The sequence below is a fragment of the Fructilactobacillus sp. X2R1C1 genome (assembly GCF_059901435.1).
In genome coordinates this window covers 1-381 of sequence record NZ_JBWXUV010000041.1, presented here as the reverse complement: position 1 = coordinate 381, position 381 = coordinate 1, and the positions used below count along the sequence as shown (strand labels likewise).

Here is a 381-nt window from a genome sequence, read left to right as displayed (position 1 = left end):
TTCAAGCCATCAGTATGAATAACCTTGTTACCATCGTCTTGGTCAATGTATTGAACTTGAGCCTTTTCATCGTTGGCATTGTAGGTAACGGTAACACTAGAGTTAGTTGCGTCAGGACCAATTGTTTCTGATCCAACACTTGCCTTATCTGGTGTGTAACCAGTAATTTTAGGTGAATCGATTTCACCAAAGACTGCGGTAGTTGAAGTCCAGTCACTGTATGTTACCTTGCCAGTAACCTCATCGAAGGTTGCGGTTCTGTTAAACGTAACTGTTTCAATGCGATCTTCTGAAGCTTTGCTGCCATCGGCATAGACATAATGCACGGTTCTCGTAATATTTTTAGTTAGGTCATTTACACCGGTTCCGTCTGGATAATGA

General features: G+C 41.7%; 1 protein-coding gene. It reads right to left on the bottom strand.

The annotated features are described in order from the left end of the window. A partial coding sequence (locus tag AC6UDG_RS07405; protein WP_500706950.1) for a mucin-binding protein occupies window positions 1–381 on the bottom strand: 381 nt, incomplete at both ends.